This window comes from Faecalibacter sp. (assembly GCF_057177045.1).
In genome coordinates this window covers 1,647,458-1,664,586 of the sequence record NZ_CM169987.1, presented here as the reverse complement: position 1 = coordinate 1,664,586, position 17,129 = coordinate 1,647,458, and the positions used below count along the sequence as shown (strand labels likewise).

15 protein-coding genes are annotated in these 17,129 nt (G+C 31.2%); 9 read left to right on the top strand and 6 right to left on the bottom strand.

The window, feature by feature from the left end; all coding sequences use genetic code 11:
• Positions 1-3 precede the first annotated feature (3 nt).
• From AC1QSP_RS07750 to AC1QSP_RS07715, 8 genes are all read left to right on the top strand, one after another.
• The gene (locus AC1QSP_RS07750) at positions 4-1,068 is read left to right on the top strand and encodes a glycosyltransferase (protein WP_484078213.1); all 1,065 of its coding nucleotides are present in this window, start codon (positions 4-6) and stop codon (positions 1,066-1,068) included.
• Entirely contained in the window at positions 1,069-2,058 is a 990-nt protein-coding gene (locus AC1QSP_RS07745; RefSeq protein ID WP_484078212.1) for a glycosyltransferase family 2 protein, read from the top strand.
• 4 nt (positions 2,059-2,062) lie between these two features.
• Positions 2,063-3,178, top strand: a complete 1,116-nt coding sequence (locus tag AC1QSP_RS07740) for an EpsG family protein (RefSeq protein ID WP_484078211.1) — start codon at positions 2,063-2,065, stop codon at positions 3,176-3,178.
• Positions 3,166-3,915, top strand: a complete 750-nt coding sequence (locus tag AC1QSP_RS07735) for a glycosyltransferase family 2 protein (RefSeq protein ID WP_484078210.1) — start codon at positions 3,166-3,168, stop codon at positions 3,913-3,915. The genes AC1QSP_RS07740 and AC1QSP_RS07735 overlap by 13 nt, the downstream gene beginning before the upstream one ends.
• Positions 3,902-4,993 (top strand): glycosyltransferase family 4 protein, encoded by a 1,092-nt coding sequence (locus AC1QSP_RS07730; protein WP_484078209.1) that lies wholly within the window; start codon positions 3,902-3,904, stop codon positions 4,991-4,993. Before AC1QSP_RS07735 ends, AC1QSP_RS07730 begins: the two co-directional genes overlap by 14 nt.
• Before the next feature lie 2 nt (positions 4,994-4,995).
• On the top strand, positions 4,996-5,784 hold the full coding sequence (locus AC1QSP_RS07725) for a polysaccharide biosynthesis/export family protein (RefSeq protein ID WP_484078208.1): 789 nt from the start codon (positions 4,996-4,998) through the stop codon (positions 5,782-5,784).
• Between the two features lie 229 nt (positions 5,785-6,013).
• A complete protein-coding gene (locus AC1QSP_RS07720; protein WP_484078207.1) occupies positions 6,014-8,230 on the top strand; it encodes an exopolysaccharide transport family protein in 2,217 nt (738 codons plus the stop codon).
• Position 8,231: 1 nt separating this feature from the next.
• A complete protein-coding gene (locus AC1QSP_RS07715; RefSeq protein ID WP_484078206.1) occupies positions 8,232-8,804 on the top strand; it encodes a sugar transferase in 573 nt (190 codons plus the stop codon).
• A 46-nt stretch (positions 8,805-8,850) separates the two neighbouring features.
• On the opposite strand, the gene AC1QSP_RS07710 is transcribed toward AC1QSP_RS07715, so the two are convergent.
• The 4 genes from AC1QSP_RS07710 to glmM form a co-directional block, all read right to left on the bottom strand.
• Complete coding sequence (locus AC1QSP_RS07710; protein WP_484078205.1) at positions 8,851-10,479, bottom strand: acyl-CoA carboxylase subunit beta; 1,629 nt, start codon at positions 10,477-10,479, stop codon at positions 8,851-8,853.
• A 62-nt stretch (positions 10,480-10,541) separates the two neighbouring features.
• Positions 10,542-11,126, bottom strand: coding sequence for an acyl carrier protein phosphodiesterase (locus AC1QSP_RS07705; RefSeq protein WP_484078204.1), 585 nt, complete (start codon positions 11,124-11,126; stop codon positions 10,542-10,544).
• Positions 11,127-11,212: 86 nt separating this feature from the next.
• Positions 11,213-12,577, bottom strand: a complete 1,365-nt coding sequence (locus AC1QSP_RS07700; RefSeq protein WP_484078203.1) for a tetratricopeptide repeat protein — start codon at positions 12,575-12,577, stop codon at positions 11,213-11,215.
• Between the two features lie 84 nt (positions 12,578-12,661).
• Positions 12,662-14,044 (bottom strand): phosphoglucosamine mutase, encoded by a 1,383-nt coding sequence (glmM, locus tag AC1QSP_RS07695; RefSeq protein ID WP_484078202.1) that lies wholly within the window; start codon positions 14,042-14,044, stop codon positions 12,662-12,664.
• Positions 14,045-14,153: 109 nt separating this feature from the next.
• Here glmM and AC1QSP_RS07690 point away from each other — a divergent pair, with 109 nt between their 5' ends.
• A complete protein-coding gene (locus AC1QSP_RS07690; RefSeq protein ID WP_484078201.1) occupies positions 14,154-14,438 on the top strand; it encodes a GlsB/YeaQ/YmgE family stress response membrane protein in 285 nt (94 codons plus the stop codon).
• A 52-nt stretch (positions 14,439-14,490) separates the two neighbouring features.
• Here the strand turns inward: AC1QSP_RS07690 and AC1QSP_RS07685 are convergent, their stop codons facing one another.
• Both AC1QSP_RS07685 and yidC read right to left on the bottom strand, forming a co-directional pair.
• Positions 14,491-15,060: an acetate uptake transporter gene (locus AC1QSP_RS07685; protein WP_484078200.1), complete on the bottom strand. Its 570-nt coding sequence runs from the start codon at positions 15,058-15,060 to the stop codon at positions 14,491-14,493.
• Positions 15,061-15,277: 217 nt separating this feature from the next.
• A complete protein-coding gene (gene yidC, locus AC1QSP_RS07680) occupies positions 15,278-17,116 on the bottom strand; it encodes a membrane protein insertase YidC (RefSeq protein WP_484078199.1) in 1,839 nt (612 codons plus the stop codon).
• Positions 17,117-17,129: the final 13 nt, after the last annotated feature.

The following is a 17,129-nucleotide window of genomic DNA, read 5'->3' as shown; positions in this document are numbered from 1 at the left end:
TTGTTGAAAACAATACTATTCATATTACCTGACCTAAATCAAGGTGGAGCAGAACGTGTGATTACAACGCTTTGCAATGAATTGGACCGAACGAAGTTTTGTCCAAAATTAGTGTTGTTCAAAAAGGAAGGGCATTACCTGAATCATTTGAAAAAGGATGTTGAAATTATCGAACTGAATGTGGAACGCATTCGTTATTCGATTTTTAAGATTGTTCCGTTGATCAATAAGCTTCAACCCACTATTGTGTTTACAGGTTGGGGAGAAATCTCAGCATTTCTATCACCTCTGATTCCTATGTTCAAAAAAACTAAGTTTATCACAAGGGAGACAAATGTGGTTTCAAAGCACGTTACTCGAAAAGAGATTTTATTTTTCTACCGTTTTTATAACAATTTTCATCAAATCATTGCCCAAAGTGATGATATGAAAAATGACTTGGTTCAAAATTTTCGAATTTCGGAAAATCGAATTGTAAAGATCAATAACCCAGTGGATTTTGATTTAATCGATCAAATGAAATCTCAAAAGATTAATTTAGGTTTTGACAAGAGCTATAAAAATATTGTCGCAATTGGAAATCTTTCACCTCGAAAAGGATTTGATTTATTATTAAATGTAATGAATGAATTGAAAGATGAAAAAATCAAATTAACAATCTTGGGCGATGGAGCTTTTAAAGATGAATTGTTGCAGCAAAAAAATGAATTAAAATTGGATAACGTGACCTTTCAAGGGAATGTTGCCAATCCATTTGTTTATCTAAAAGCAGCCGATTTATTTATTCTTTCTTCACGTTACGAAGGTTTTCCAAATGTATTGTTGGAAGCTGGTGCCTGTGGTACCTATAGTTTAGCGAATAACTGTCCAGGAGGAATCAATGAAATTATTCAAGAGAATATTAATGGTGAAATTTATCCGATAGAAGATACTGAAGGTTTTGCGGAAAAAATCAAATCCATTTTAGATAAAGAACATTCGTCAGAAAAGATTATAAATAGTATTCATTCGCGTTTTAGCAAAGATATCATTATCCAACAATACGAAACCATTTTCGAAATTATATAAATGAAACCATCGCCAAAAATATCCGTAATTGTACCTGTTTATAATACAGCGGCCTATTTACCGAAATGTTTAGATTCGATATTGAATCAAACGTTTGGTGATTTTGAATTGTTGGTGGTGAACGATGGTTCGAAAGATAATTCACAACAAATTATTGATCAATATGTAGAACAAGATCATCGTATTGTATCAATTATTAAAGAAAATGGTGGTTTAAGCGATGCTAGAAACGTTGGAATTGATCAAGCAAAAGGGGAGTATATCGCGTTTATTGACTCAGATGATTATATCGATTCAAAGATGTTTGAAGAGATGATTCATCTAGTCGAAAAGCATCAATCGGAGATCGTTTTTTGCGATTTGGTAAAAGTGGATGAAAATGGAAATGAATTTCGAGATTTGCCACAATCACCTCAATTACCAGAGAAAATAATTTTAATAGATGATTTAACGATTTTTGGAGAAATGAGTTGTTTTGCATGTAATAAATTATTCAAACGTTCATTATTTGAAAAACATCGTTTTCAAAAAGGTATTCATTTCGAGGACATTGAATTAATTCCGAAATTAGTGTTAGATTCAACTATTATCTCAAAAATAAATCAACCGTTTTATAAATATTTTGAACGTCAAGATTCAATTACGAAAACGCATACCCAAAAAGGCTTGGATATGTTTATTGCGATTGATAATGTGACGAATTATTTTAAACAAAGTCAATACAAAAACAATTTAAAAGAATTGAAACGTTTTCAAATCATTCAGGGTTATTATTCGTATTTGGCTTATGTAGCTTATGTGAAAGATAAAGAATTGAAGTCTGAAATGATTGAATACTTAAAACAATATTTAAAAACAAATAGAATTTCGGATTCTGAAATTATAAATTATAAACGATTTAAATATAATTATTTATCGTCATTACCTTTCAAAAAGAAAGTCTTTTATGGTATCTCATTAATTAACCTTAAACTCCTAGCAAAATTGTAATATAATGAGTTTAATCTATTATTTAATATTCTTTTTATTAGTTGTGACCTCTTATTTTGAGTTCTCGAAAAATGAACAAGGAAGTAAACAATGGTACTATGTCATTGTTATCATTATGATGTTCACAGCAGGGCTTGGATATGGGTTAAGCCCAGATTGGGTGGCTTATTTTCAAACGTTTAATTTATTAGGAGATATTTCATGGGGGCAACTTGATCGATTTGCAGAATTAGCATCCATGGAAAAAGGGTATCTGGGTTTAAATAAATTGCTCGGAGATATTGGATTTGATTTTGGGATGTTAACTTTAATAATGGCGATTGTTGCATTGACTTTAAAAACATCAACTTTTTATAAATATGGAGGATTGCCTTTTCTAGTATTGTTCATCTATGCGATGCCTAATTTTATGTTTGAAGAACATGTGCATATACGTCAGGGGGTGGCAAATGCAATTGCAATTTTTTCGGTACGATATATTATTGATCGTAAATTGTGGAAATTTTTATTGTGTATAGCGATTGGATACCAATTCCACGAATCGATTATCGTATTCATTTTAGCGTATTGGATAGGAGTCATGAAGTTTAATGAGGTGACAATTGGTTGGTTAGTAACAATTGCTATCATTGGCAACTATACAGGATTGAATGCAATTATAGAAATCATAATGCAATTTATGCCAATTGGACAAGATAAGTTTGAAGACTATCAAAGTCAATTGTATGCAGAATCTGATGTGGCTATTGGGGACATAGTTAAAATTCTGTCGGTGATGTCGGTAATGATTTATAATAAATATGCTGTTCATGATAAGTTATATTGTATATTCAGAAATCTCTTTATCATGGGCGTTTTATTATATTTTTTCTTAGGAAAAGGAATTTTTGGAATTCGGTTACCCGGTTTTTATTTAGTCTTTTTAGGTTTGACATTAGGTCGTATGATTTATTCGTTCAATGGAGATCATTTCAAACGCCGATTTGTATATTTTAGTTTTGTTTTTTATACATTATTGTTAATATTTTGGTTCCAAGTTAAACAGGGTCACAAATCTAATTTTGCAAATTATCGCACATTTTTCACTAATGGAGCAGTATACGGATTATGGAGGAATTAGTATCAATTATAACTCCATGTTATAATTCAGAAAAATATATAAAGGAGACATATGATTCAATTCTGAATCAAACTTATAAAAATTGGGAATGGATTATTATAGATGACTGTTCAACTGATGATTCAGTCGAAATTATTGAAAAATTTAATGATTCTCGAGTAAAATTACACGTGAATCATATGAATAGTGGTGCGGCAGTTTCTCGTAATAAAGCATTAGAAATAGCAAATGGTAGATATATTACCTTTATTGATAGTGATGATTTATGGTTACCTCAATTTTTAGAGAAAAGTATTGAATTTTTAAAAATTAATCATGAAGAGTTAGTATACGCTACGTATAAACGTGTAGATGAAGAATTAAATCCGCTTTTAAATGATTTTATTGCGGAAGATCGAATAGATTATCAAAGAATATTATATAATTGTCCTATTCCCATGCTAACATCTCTTTATGATAGTAAGCGGATCGGTAAAATTTCTTTTCCACAAGTAGAGTTGAGAGAGGATCATGCGATGTGGATGGAATTGCTAAAAAAAATTAAATCTGCGCGAGCAATAAAGGAACCCTTGGGAATTTATCGAATGCGTGAAAATTCAGTCTCAAGAAATAAATTATTTATAGCAAAAAAACAATATCGTCTATATCGAAATTATTTAAAATTAAGTATATTTAAGTCAATGTATTATACTTTTCATTGGGGAGTTAACGGATTAAAAAAGTATGGAAAACTTTAAATTATTAGAATTCTTATATCAGTTGAATATCTCTCCGATATTTATCAATGTAATAGGAGCATTTAGCTTTGCATTTCTAATCTCTATAATATCAATCCCAAAGATTATTCGAATTTCTTTTAAAAAGGGATTAATGGATGTCCCTGGAGAACGTAGTTCGCATATTAATAAAGTTCCTACATTAGGAGGAGTTGCTTTATTTTTTGGAATAGTGGTATCAACGTCAATTTTTGCAACGGAATTAGGTGCAAACTATGCTTTTTTCTTATCAGCCATTACCATATTATTTTTTGTTGGTTTAATGGATGATTTATTAGTTGTTGCTCCTGATAAGAAATTATATGCCCAATTAATTAGTACAACTTTAATCATTTTTGGATCGGGAATAATGGTGAATTCATTATTTGGATTATTTGGAATTCATGAATTAAACTATTGGGTGGGAGTTTTCTTAACCTATTTTGTATTTATAGTACTGATTAATGCTTATAATCTGATTGATGGTATTGATGGATTAGCTTCTGGAATCGGAATCGTGATTAGTATGGCTTTTATTTTTATATTTTATCGCATTTTTGATTATAGCATTGGGATTTTAGCAATATCAATCGTTGCTGTATTAATTGGATTTTTGCGTTATAATTTATCCGATAAAATGAAAATTTTTATGGGAGATACAGGTTCAATGGTCATAGGTTTTATTTTAACTTTTATGGCTATTCGATTTTTATATATGGCGAGTTTGCCAACGTATGAACTACATACTGCACCAGTATTATTGATGTTCATTTTTTGTATACCAGTCATCGATACACTACAAGTATTTGTTATGCGTATTTTACAGAAAAAACATCCTTTACATCCCGATAAAAATCATTTGCATCATCATATTTTACGAATGGGGTATAGTCATACTCAAACTTCATCCATTTTAATAATCGTTAATATCATTTTTATTATTATCGGCTATATCTTGAGAAATCTCGAGATCAATAAACTTTTTTTGATATTTCTATTACTTTCGTTTAGTTTTGTTGCTATTATTCGATACAAAATCTCCAAAAATATAACTTCTTAAACATGAAAAATTATTTTACCAACTCTATATTAATCGCTTTGCTTTTATTGATTACTTCGTGTATATCATTAAAAGATATACAATTGATACAACCTGATGAAAATTTGAAGTTGAATAGTAAAGGTATGATTGAATATAACGTCCCAGAATATTATATTCAACAGAATGATTTAATCTTAATTAATGTTTCATCTGTAAATCCTTCTACTTTAGGAATTTTAAGTGATTTTACAACATCAGGGAATAGAACATTTTCAACAGGACAGAATCAAGGAGTTTTAGTGAGAAAAGATGGAAGTATTGAATTACCACGTATTGGTAAAATTAGTGTGGAGGGACTTACAATAGAGCAGGCTCGTAAAGCAATTCAAGAAGAATTTTATAAAATTTATACACCAGATGGAACTTACATTGATGTAAATCTTGCAGGAATTGATTATACGATTGTAGGAGAGGGAACTAATGGTAATTTTAGAGCACAAAAAAGGGATCTAACAATAATCGAAGCTTTTGCACGCGCAGGTGGTGGAAGTAATATTTATGCTGATTTAAAAAATGTACGTATTATTAGAACTACACCTGATGGTACAAAACAAGTATATGTAGATTTAACAAAAGAATCTATCATGAATTCAGAATATTATTGGATTCAAAATAATGATATTATTGTTGTAAATCCACGTAAAGAAAAAGTTTGGGGTGTTGGTCTAAATCCTTTGTCAGTTGTTACAACAACGATGGGGGTAATTGGAACCATTTTAGGGGTGTATTTATTTTTTGATCGTTTTTAATGGAAAATATAAAGAAGAAAAAGACAGGTGATATATTAGATATTGAGAGATTAATTCCTCGATTAATTTCGGCTTGGCCTCTTTATTTAATATCGTTACTAATTTGTTTGCTTGTAGCTTTCTATTTAAATAATTGGAAGTTTGATAAAATTTATAGTGCTTCAACGACTTTTAAAATTGCCCATAATGCAGCAAGTAATAATTTATCGAACAATTCAATCAATTTTATTTGGGGGGGAACTCAAATAAAGTGGATGCACTTTCTTATACTTTAAATTCTAGAATACATAATGAAAAAGTTGTTAAAAAGACGGGCGCATATGTATTTTATTACCAACAAGGTAAATTAAAGAAGTCAGATATTTACAAGTTAGATGCTCCTTTTGTTGTTGAAATTGATACATCGCATCATCAAATCATAAATTCTGAAATTGAAATTACACCTGTAAACGCACAATCATTTCAATTAAAAATGGTAAGTGAATCAGGAAAAATTTACAGTTATCCGAATGATAGTATTTTAGGAAATAGTAATTATAATTTCACTCGTCCTTATCAATATGATCAATGGATACAATCGAAGAATTATCGTTTTAGAATTAAAAAGTCGAATATTCGTTTTGATGATAATACTTATACGTTCAAATTTGTTTCACTTCCAGAAGCAACGCGTAGAGTTATGCAAAATTTTAGTGTAAGTCAAGCTTCAAAAGTTGCTAGTATTATTTCAGTAAGTAAAAATTCTAAAAGTATTAATGAATCGGTTGATTTATTAAATACCTCAATTAAGGTATTAATAGAAACAGAATTATCTGAAAAGAATATTTCAACCATTAAGACTAAAAATTATTTACAAGATCAGATTGCAAAAGTTAGGTTTAAATTAGACAGTGCTACAGCTAATCTTCAGGATTTGCAGAAGCGTACTGGAATTAATAATTTTCCAGCTAAAAAATCAGAGATTTTAACTTCTTTAATGCAATTGGATAGGGAACGAATTGCAATAGAAGAACGAATTGAAGCTCTAAATCGTCTTACACCACGTTCTAATAGTAGTGTTAGCAATATGATTGCATTAAATATTGCTGGTCTTGATGTGTCATATTTCATGTCAAATGTTAATAAACTAGAGGCAGCAGAAAACCAAAAAGATGAATTATTAAAAATTTATCAGAAAAATGCTAAGGAAATTAAGGAAGCTGATTTAAAAATAGCTGAAGCCAGAGCCGCGATTGATAATATTGTAAAAGCTCATAAACTTAAATTAAACACGGACTTAGAACAAGTTGATCAAAAAATAGCAGAAATTGAGTATAAAGTAGCTGATTTACCTTTCCAAGAAATTGAATTCTTAGAAGCGAATCGTGCGTTTGAAATGAACAATAGTTTATATTCAAGTTTAATTACTCAATTAAATGCTACAGGATTAACGTTAGCTTCAAATGTATCAGATATTACAATCATAGATCCTGCGAAGAATCAAAATCAACGTCCTATCTCTCCTGACACGAAAAGAAATTATTTGATTGCATTAGCCATAGGATTAATCATTCCTATTATTTTCGTTATTATTCGAGAATTATTAGACTTTAAAGTTAAAGTGATAAAGGATATCACTTCACGTACTAATATTCCTTTGGTTGGAACCGTTGGAGATTTAGGAGATAATGCACCATTAATTGTAATTAATAGTCCAAAATCAGGTTTGGCTGAATCATTTAGAGCTATTCGATCAAATTTAAAATTCCTATATCGATCAGAGCCATTACATTCAAATAATAAAACAATATTGATGACTTCATTTATCGGAGGAGAAGGTAAAACATTTAATTCGATGAATTTGGCATCTGTTTTAGGATCAAGTGATAAAAAAGCGTTATTAATCGGAATGGATTTGCGTAAACCAAAAATTTTTGATGATTTTAGAATCAGTAATAAATATGGTATGACGAATTACTTGACGGATAATGCTTCAATTGAAGAAATTACTCAAGATACAATCTTACCAAATTTAAAGATCATTACAGCTGGACCAATCCCTCCAAATCCATCGGAGTTAATTCTTAGTAAACGCATGGATGAATTCTTTAAAATTGTTAAGGAACAATATGATTTTATTGTCATTGATTCGCCACCGATCGGATTAGTAGCGGATTCCTATGATTTGATGAAGTATAGTGATTGTACATTGTATGTGACGCGATATAATTATTCTGAAAAGAATTTTATCAATACCATTTCTAACAAATACGATGAAGGAGAAGTTTCTAACATTGGTATTATTATAAACGGATTTAAAGTTAATTCAGGATATGGTTACGGCTATGGCTATGGTTACGGCTATGGCTATGGTTACGGTTATTTCGATGAGGATACCTCTTTTGATGATTCATTAAAAGGGAAAGTGAAACGATTATTTTTACGAATAAAAGAGCGTTTCTTTTAATATGTTTTGGAAACAATTATTTGATTACATATTTGCATTAATCCTACTAATTGTATTGGTAGGATTAATCTTTTGTATGATTTTAATTGCAACAATTGATACTAAGGAGTTTGGACTATTCAAACAAAATAGGGTAGGTCAATTTGGAAAGTCGTTCAAAATTTTTAAAATAAGAACGATGAAGGGTGTACAGCATTCTACGATAACAACTCATTCACATCGAATCACGAGAATTGGTAAATTCTTAAGAGATTATAAATTGGATGAATTACCTCAACTGTTTAATATTTTAATGGGCGATATGAGTTTCGTTGGTCCTCGTCCAGATGTAGAAGGTTATGCAGATCGTTTAAAGGGACAAGATCGCATTATTTTACAGGTAAAGCCAGGCATTACAGGCCCAGCTCAACTAAAGTATAGAAATGAAGAACAGATTTTATCTATGGTGGAACATCCAATAGAATATAATGATGAAGTCATCTGGCCAGATAAAGTTAATATCAACAAAGAATATGTTGAAAACTGGACATTTCAAAAAGACTTGTATTATATTTTAAAAACGGTTTTAAAATAAAAGAGAGCTGTAATAGCTCTCTTTTTTATTTTAATAATTGATTAGACTATACTTGAATTACGCCTAAGTTAAACGGTGTTTCAATTGGAGCATGATTAGCAGCTTCGATTCCCATTGAAATCCATGTACGTGTATCTAATGGATCGATTATTCCATCGGTCCAAAGACGTGATGCGGCATAATAAGGGCTTGTTTGAGCCGTGTACTTATCAGTAATTTCTTTTAATAACTCTTCTTTCTTCGTTTCATCAACTTCAACACCTTTTCCTTTTAAAGTTGCTTCTTGAATTTGTAATAAAACTTTTGCAGCTTGTTCACCTCCCATTACAGCTAACTGAGCTGATGGCCATGCAGCAATTAATCGTGGATCATAAGCTTTACCACACATCGCATAATTACCTGCTCCGTAAGAATTTCCAACAACAATTGTGAATTTTGGAACAACTGAATTTGAGACCGCATTAACCATTTTAGCTCCATCTTTGATAATTCCTCCATGCTCAGATTTTGATCCAACCATAAATCCTGTTACATCTTGTAAAAATACCAATGGAATTTTCTTTTGATTACAGTTGGCTATAAAACGAGTCGCTTTATCTGCAGAATCAGAATAGATGACACCTCCAAATTGCATTCCGTCTTTAGCTGATTTTACAATTTTACGCTGATTCGCGACAATTCCTACAGCCCAACCATCAATGCGTGCATAGGCTGTAATAATGGTTTTTCCATAATCGGGTTTATACTCATCATACTCAGAGTTGTCCACTAAACGTTTGATAATATCGTACATATCGTACTGTTCCGCACGTGAAACCGGTAGAATGCCATAAATTTCTTTTTCGTCTAAAGCAGGTTTTACAGGATCAATACGATTAAATCCAGCTTTTTCATAATCACCAATTTTTGACATTACCGATTTGATACGATCTAATGCATCCTTATCATCTTTGGCTTTATAATCTGTAACTCCAGAAATTTCGCAGTGTGTAGTTGCTCCACCTAGAGTTTCATTGTCAATATCCTCTCCAATTGCTGCCTTTACCAAATAACTTCCTGCAAGGAAAATAGAACCTGTCTTATCTACAATCAACGCTTCGTCACTCATGATAGGTAAATATGCTCCACCAGCCACACATGATCCCATAACAGCTGAAATTTGTGTAATCCCCATAGCAGACATTTTTGCATTATTTCTAAAAATGCGTCCAAAATGTTCTTTGTCAGGGAAAATTTCATCTTGCATCGGTAAATAAACGCCAGCACTATCGACCAAATAAATAATCGGCAGTTTATTTTCCATAGCAATTTCTTGTGCTCTTAAGTTCTTTTTACCCGTAATTGGGAACCATGCACCAGCTTTCACCGTTGCATCATTTGCAACGACGATGCATTGTTTTCCAGAAACGTAACCGATTTTTACAACCACTCCACCAGAGGGACAACCGCCATGTTCCTTATACATATCGTCACCAACTAAAGCTCCAATTTCAATGGATGGCGTGTTATCATCAAATAAATATTCGATTCGTTCTCTAGCAGTTAATTTACCTTTCGCTTTATGTGCTTCAATTCGTTTTTTTCCTCCACCTAAGTAAACCTCGTTTAACTTATGTTTTAGCTTTGATAATTCAAGTTTATTGAAATCTTCTCTTTTATTGAATGTTAAGTCCATTTCGTTTTACTTTTCTACGTTGTATTTTTTGTAAGTTTTGATTCAGAAAGATAATGTATTTGTCAATTATTCTCAATAAAATCTTTGCAATGTGCTATTAACTCGGGAAAAAACAAACTGAAATCATTTTCAATTTCAATTTCATAATGTTTCATTACCCTAAGAGCATCATTGAGATTATTATCAAATGTTGTCCTTTTACTAATACCATTTAATGTCAATTGAATTCCCTCTAAGGTTGAATAATTTTTAAACCAGTTATGTTGCAACAAATGATCTAACATGACTTGTAATCGAGTAGGGAAATTATCATAATTCATATGGAATAATTCATAACAATTGGAAGTAAAATATTCAAAAGGGATGGTTTGATAATTACTCCATTGTTTAATTAAACAATAATCATACATTAAATCTACTAGGATAGGGGCGTATTTATTCTGGGATTGGTGAAAGTAACTTGTACTTTTCTTTACAATATCATGTTGATCTGTAAAGGTATCAATCGCTCGATGCAAAAGAATACCCAATTTAATATCTTCAGGATAATCGTTGTATTTGTTTCCTTTGACAACTTCTCCTAATAAATTTCCGATTTGAAGTGATGGATTATTAAACGATAAAAATTGGTGAGCGACTAAATTCATAAAATAAAATTGACATTTAAATATAGTTTTAAAATTTGAATTGGAGATTGTTTATAAAACATTTAAATGTCAATTTTAGATGAATTTTATTCATCGGATTTGGTGTGAAATCGATGAAGTATGGGATATTTTAAAAAATATTCTTCTTTTATTGATGCGTCTAAGGTTAAAGCTTTTTCTAAATGTTCCTTTCCTTGTAACTCATCGTTAATTTGAAAGAATATGCTGCTCAATTGGTAATGAATTTCTGCACGATTAAAGTGCTTTAATGCATTTTGTCCCTCTTGAATAGCGGTTTGATATTCTTCCATAACAATATTGGCTTCGATTAAAGCAATCCAATTGTTCAATCGAAATGGTTCAATGTCTACAATTGTACGATAGCTAGTAATCGCTTCTTCATATTTTCCAAGCTTGATTAAGATATAGCAGTGAGCCTTCCAATACTCCACATTACGATCATCTAAATCTATTGCGCGGTTCAAGTAAAACAACGCCTCTTGATAATTTTCGGACTTAGAATATAAAGCACTCGTTCTGGCCCATACTTTATCCAATTGGGGATCCTCTTTAATCGAAAGATGATATGATTTCAATGCTTTTAAAGGAAGGTTTAATTTCTCATAGCATTCCCCGATAACTAAATAAGTAATAGCAGGTGAATCATCATATTCTAAAGATTCTTCTAAGGTTAAAATCGCTTCTTCATATCGTCCCAATTGGGTTAATATATTTCCCTTTTGGGTATAACCTGAAATACTTGTAGGATTTATTACAGTAACATAGTCATAAGCTTCTAAAGCATCTTCTAATTGTTTGACTTGCTCGTATTGTGCTCCAAGTTGCCCCCAAGCGATTTCTGAATATGGATTTTCATCAATATATGTTTTTAAAAAATTGATGCAATCTTGGTATGCATGTAGTTCGTTATAACATTGGATGATGGAATAAAATGAATAATCATTATCTTCACTATATTCTAAAGCCTTTAAGAAATACTCTAGGGCGTTACTTACCTCATCTAGATTCAAATATTCATTTCCGATACAATTGTATATAAAATCTAAATCTTCTTCGTGTAGTGCAGCTTTCTTATAGAACTGAATGGCTTTTTTAGGTAAATCCTTTATCGCCCAAAAACGAGCAACGACCAATAAATATTCTAAATCATCGGATAAAATATCTTTTAATTCTGTAATTAATTCCGCTGCTTTTTTTAGTTGAGTTAACGATAGGTGATATTCAATTTTCTTTACTTTAAGGTCATGGTGATCCGGATGCAATGAAAAGGCATAATCAAGCGCTTTCTTAGCATATTCAAAATCGCTCACGTCTAAGTAAAAAGAAATTATTTCTTGTAACTGTTCAGTGTCAAAGTAAATATTTTCTTTGTGGTCCAACATGTGTTCGAATTGTTCGATCAATTCGTTATTTAAAAACTCATCCTCCATAATACCTATCTAAAATAGAAAAATGCTTTTAAATAAAAGCATTTTTCAAAGTTTATAGTTTTGCACAACTAATTAACAAATGGATTATATGATCGACTGGATACTTTCAATCATTTTATCGGCTAATTGGTTGGCATTTTCTTCTGATGTACTTTCTGTATAAATTCTAATAATTGGTTCTGTATTAGATTTACGTAAATGAACCCATTCGTTTTCAAAATCGATTTTTACACCATCCACTGTATTGATTTCTTCATTTTTATAAAGTTCTTGAACTTTAATTAATAAATCATCAACATTTATTTCTGGCGTTAATTCAATTTTCTTTTTTGCCATAAAGTATGCAGGGTAAGATGCTCTTAAGTCAGAAACTGACATTTCATTTTCTGCTAAATGAGATAAGAATAATGCAATTCCAACTAATGAATCACGACCATAATGCAATTCTGGATAGATAATTCCTCCATTTCCTTCTCCACCGATTAAAGCATTATTCTCTTTCATTGCTACAACAACATTCACTTCACCGACTGCGGATGGAGTATAAGTTTGTCCGTGTTTAGTTGCAATATCACGTAATGCACGAGAAGAAGATAAATTAGAAACTGTAGCAGAAGGAGTTTTCCCCAATACATAATCCGCTACTGCGACTAATGTATATTCTTCTCCAAACATATTACCTTTTTCATCAATGATTGCTAATCGATCTACATCTGGATCTACTACAATCCCAAAATCAGCTTTTTCTTCAACAACTTTGGCACAGATATCTCCTAAATGCTCCTTCAAAGGTTCTGGGTTGTGAGGAAAATGACCTGTAGGTTCACAATACATTTTGATGTATTCTACGCCTAATTTATCTAATAAATTAGGAATAGAGATTCCACCAGTCGAATTTACAGCATCAATCGCTACTTTAAATTTCTTCGCTTTGATAGCTTCAACATTCACTAATGGCAATGCTAAGATTTTCTCAATGTGTAAATCAATTGCTCCATCAAATGTTTCGTAAGAACCTAGATCGTCTACTTGAGCAAAATTGTAATCATCTGCATCTACAGTGGCTAAAATTTGAGCGCCATCTTCCGCAGATACAAATTCTCCCTTTGCATTTAATAATTTTAATGCATTCCATTGTTTTGGATTGTGTGATGCAGTTAATATAATTCCTCCATCAGCTTCTAAATGCGTTACCATAACTTCTACTGTAGGAGTTGTTGATAAGCCTAAATCAACAACATGAATACCTAAACCTTGTAAAGTTGAACAAACTAATTGAGAAATCATTTGTCCTGATATACGAGCATCACGACCAACAATTACTTTATAATTTTGTTTATTTGATTGATTTTTTAGCCAAGTACCGTAAGCTGCTGCAAATTTAACAGCGTCAATAGGTGTTAAATTATCTCCTGGATTTCCTCCAATTGTACCTCTAAATCCTGAAATAGATTTAATTAAAGACATAGTTAAGTTTATTAATTTGACCAAAGTTACAAAATGCCCAACAACTTTTAAAATACAGATTGGTATGATTTTAGTTAACTTATAATTAACAACTTAAAATACTATAATTATGATGACATCAGTGTTAATTTTCTCATTCCTATGGAATTGGATTTCATGGGCAATTTTCGGTTTAATTGCTGGAGCGATAGCAAAAGCTATTATGCCAGGGAAAGATCCGGGAGGATTTTGGGTAACAATGTTAATAGGAATTATCGGAGCAATCCTAGGAGGATGGATTTCAACAATTTTATTACAATACGATCCAAACAACTGGTCTTTCGGAGGATTTTTAGTAGCAATTGCTGGAGCATTAATTTTATTATTTATCTACAGAAAAGTAGCTACGAAATAATCAAGGAATTATGAAATACAAAAAAGCCTTACAAAATGTAAGGCTTTTTTTGCTAAAGAGGAAGGATATCCTTTTCGAATGTTCTATTAATCATAATAGTTGATGCTTCGTAAAATGCAATGAATCCACACACGATTCCTACATAACCCGCAATATTTAAAATTTGTTCGCTACCAGTAAAATTACTAGCGGCTAATAAAAAGAATAGTAGAGTCAATGATCCAAATAAAAGTTTACCTACAGTATGTCCTTTTAATGTTTGGATAAAATTAACTAAGGTAAATAGTCCCCACAGTCCTAAGTAGCATCCCATCGCGTTACCATCCGCTTTTTCTGCTCCTAAAACCCCAGGGGCTAACCAAGTAAATACTAAAGAAAGCCAAAAAGCTCCGTAAGCCATAAATGCTATACTTCCAAAATGATTTCCTCTTTTCCATTCCATAACACCAGCGATAAACTGGGCTCCACCGCCAAAGAAAATACCCATACCCATTATCATACTATTTACAGGGAAAAAGCCTGCATTATGGATGTTTAATAGAATTGTCGTTAATGCAAAACCATATAAACCTAATGGTCCGGGATTGGCTGTTTGATCTTTAATAGTGTAAATATTTTCCATAATACTTATTTGATTCGGACAATAATACACTGAAAATAATAAAATTACAACTGATTTATTAAAAATTGTGTAAAAAATACACCATTAATACATGTGATGTGATTTATTTATTTTGAAATGAATAAGTTACGGATTGAATAAATTTATGACTGAATAAAATAAAAAATCCGTTAATTATTATTAACGGATTTAAAGTATTGTGAAATTGTAAAAATATCTATTTACGATTTTTTTTCATTTGCTCTTGTTGCTCTTGCATTTCTTGAGCTTTCTTCATCATGTCTTGCATACGAGATGAGAATTTACCTTCTTTTTTAGGTTTCGCTTTGTTTGCAGCAATAATCTGATGAATCTTTTCTTCATTAATCATTACTTTCTTAATGTATAATACAATAAAGATATTAATCGTATTTGATACTAAATAATACCAAGATAATCCCGATGCATAGTTGTTAAGGAAAATAAAGAAGAAAATTGGCATTATATACATCATGTATTTCATGAATTCCATATTTGGCATTCCTTCTTGTTGTGGCATTTGGAAATTATCCATCGAACCAGAAACTTTAAAGTAAACCATCATGGCAACAATATATAATAATGCAAACACAGATAAGTGACCATCTAATACTGGAATCCATTCCGGGATTTTAATGATATCATCATATGCTGTTAAATCTTCTGCAAATAAGAAAGAAACGCCTCTTAAATCGATTAAGTTAGGGAAGAAACGGAATAATGCATAGAAAATTGGAATTTGTAATAACGCTGGTAAACATCCCGCTAAAGGATTAACACCCGCATTACGATAGATTTCCATCGTTGCTTGTTGTTTCTTCATCGCATCTTTAGAATCTTTAAACTTTTCGTTGATCTCATTTAATTCAGGACGTAAAACCTTCATTAAAGCAGATTGACGATATTGTTTGTACATAATAGGAGATAGGACTAACTTAACAACGATTGTTAATAAGAAAATTACCCATCCTAATTCGATACCAAAGTTCGCTAAGAATTTAAATACAGGTAAGAAGAAATATTTGTTTAATCCTCCAAAAATACCCCATCCAAAATCAATTAAGTTTTGAAAACCTTTATCATTATAATCCTTTAACATATTATAGTCTAAAGGAAGGAAATCAAAAGTTAATTTATGGTTTAATTCAGCATTCTTTAATTCTAATCCTGAGGTAAAGAAATAGTGCTTCGCAAATGTTGTATCTTCTTCGTCAGCATTTAAAGATCCACCTTTTGTATTTTTAAAACCTTCTTCAGAAGATAATACCGTAGCAAAGAATTGTTGTTTATTTGCTACCCATGAGATCGCTTCTTCTTCTTCCCATTCGTCAGAACCAAATAATTCATATTCTAAATCATTAGATCCTTTGAATTGGAAATAAGTATGTGACCAGTATTTTTCTTGATCATGACCTTTCTCTGTAGAGAATCCATCCATTTTCCAGCTCAACGCAACTTCTTTATCTGAAGTCATGTTGGATAACCCTTGAGATTTAACTTCTAAATCAATTCCGTACGAGTCACCTAATGTATACACATACTGAATTTGACCTCCTTGTGCAGCAGCAGTCATCGTCACAATAGTGTTAGATGCATTTTTCTGAACAGAAGGGATAAAGTTTAAGTCTTTGGTATTCACTTCAACTCCATCTTTTGTTTTAAAAGTTAAGTTGAAAGAGTTAGATCCATCTTTTGCTAAATATAAAGGAGTGTCTTTTACACCTTTTTCGTAAGCGGTATAAGAAATCAACTGAACAGATTCAATTTGTCCTCCTTTAGAAGCAAACTTCACATTCATTTTTTCATTAGAAGCTTCGATGTCTTTGGCTTCTCCAGTTACGGGTTGAAAAATGGCTTGCGCTTTCTGTGAATTTACAGCTTGTTTTGCTTTAGCTTCTTTTTCTTTCTGTACTAATTCTTTCTTTTGTTGTTCTAGTTCTTCATCACTTGGTGTATTATAATACATTAAACCAAATAATAAAATACCCATTAAAACAAAAGCAATAATCTGATTAAGATTAGATTTTTCTTGTTGCATTTAACGTTTCAAT

Coding starts and splice junctions, on each gene's coding strand:
- AC1QSP_RS07710 (WP_484078205.1), bottom strand. CDS start 10,479: ATGGACTTAACATTCAATAAAAGAGAAGATTTCAATAAACTTGAATTA.
- AC1QSP_RS07715 (WP_484078206.1), top strand. CDS start 8,232: ATGTTTTGGAAACAATTATTTGATTACATATTTGCATTAATCCTACTA.
- AC1QSP_RS07700 (WP_484078203.1), bottom strand. CDS start 12,577: ATGGAGGATGAGTTTTTAAATAACGAATTGATCGAACAATTCGAACAC.
- AC1QSP_RS07725 (WP_484078208.1), top strand. CDS start 4,996: ATGAAAAATTATTTTACCAACTCTATATTAATCGCTTTGCTTTTATTG.
- AC1QSP_RS07745 (WP_484078212.1), top strand. CDS start 1,069: ATGAAACCATCGCCAAAAATATCCGTAATTGTACCTGTTTATAATACA.
- AC1QSP_RS07690 (WP_484078201.1), top strand. CDS start 14,154: ATGATGACATCAGTGTTAATTTTCTCATTCCTATGGAATTGGATTTCA.
- AC1QSP_RS07685 (WP_484078200.1), bottom strand. CDS start 15,060: ATGGAAAATATTTACACTATTAAAGATCAAACAGCCAATCCCGGACCA.
- yidC (WP_484078199.1), bottom strand. CDS start 17,116: ATGCAACAAGAAAAATCTAATCTTAATCAGATTATTGCTTTTGTTTTA.
- AC1QSP_RS07735 (WP_484078210.1), top strand. CDS start 3,166: ATGGAGGAATTAGTATCAATTATAACTCCATGTTATAATTCAGAAAAA.
- AC1QSP_RS07740 (WP_484078211.1), top strand. CDS start 2,063: ATGAGTTTAATCTATTATTTAATATTCTTTTTATTAGTTGTGACCTCT.
- glmM (WP_484078202.1), bottom strand. CDS start 14,044: ATGTCTTTAATTAAATCTATTTCAGGATTTAGAGGTACAATTGGAGGA.
- AC1QSP_RS07705 (WP_484078204.1), bottom strand. CDS start 11,126: ATGAATTTAGTCGCTCACCAATTTTTATCGTTTAATAATCCATCACTT.
- AC1QSP_RS07730 (WP_484078209.1), top strand. CDS start 3,902: ATGGAAAACTTTAAATTATTAGAATTCTTATATCAGTTGAATATCTCT.